We start from the raw sequence: 710 nt of genomic DNA, 5'->3' as shown, positions 1-710 counted from the left end.
TACCAGCCGGAGATCTCGCAGGGCCGGCTGGAGGCGCTGCTGAACTTCCAGACCATGGTCGCCGACCTCACCGGGCTGCCCACCTCGGGTGCCTCGCTGCTGGACGAGGGCACCGCCGCCGCCGAGGCGATGGCGCTGTCGCGGCGTATGGGGAAGAACAAGAAGGGCCTCTTCCTCATCGACGCGGACGTGCTGCCGCAGACCATCGCGGTGATCCAGACGCGGGCCGAGCCGACCGGCGTGGAGATCGTCGTCGCCGACCTCGGCGACGGCATCCCGGCCGACCTCGCGGCGCGGGAGATCAACGGCGTGCTGGTCCAGTACCCGGGCGCCTCCGGCGTCGTACGCGACATCACGGCCGTCATCGAGCAGGCGCACGAGCTGGGGGCGCTGGTGACGGTCGCCGCCGATCTGCTCGCGCTGACGCTGCTGAAGTCCCCGGGCGAGCTGGGGGCGGACATCGCGATCGGTACGACGCAGCGGTTCGGTGTGCCGATGGGCTTCGGCGGTCCGCACGCCGGCTACATGGCCGTGCACGAGAAGTTCGCGCGCAGCCTGCCCGGGCGGCTCGTGGGTGTCTCGGTGGACGCCGACGGCAACCGCGCCTACCGGCTCGCGCTCCAGACGCGTGAGCAGCACATCCGCCGCGAGAAGGCCACCAGCAACATCTGCACCGCGCAGGTGCTGCTCGCCGTGATGGCCGGCATGTA

General features: G+C 71.3%; 1 pseudogene. It reads left to right on the top strand.

Annotated elements, in window-relative coordinates:
* Nucleotides 1-710, top strand: a pseudogene (locus G6W55_RS38050) (glycine dehydrogenase (aminomethyl-transferring)); the annotation flags it as partial.

The organism is Streptomyces sp. CAI-85 (assembly GCF_013363615.1).
Taxonomy (GTDB): Bacteria; Actinomycetota; Actinomycetes; order Streptomycetales; family Streptomycetaceae; genus Streptomyces; species Streptomyces antibioticus_B.
The sequence above is the reverse complement of the archived record's forward strand: the minus strand, read 5'-3'. Positions and strand labels throughout refer to the sequence as shown.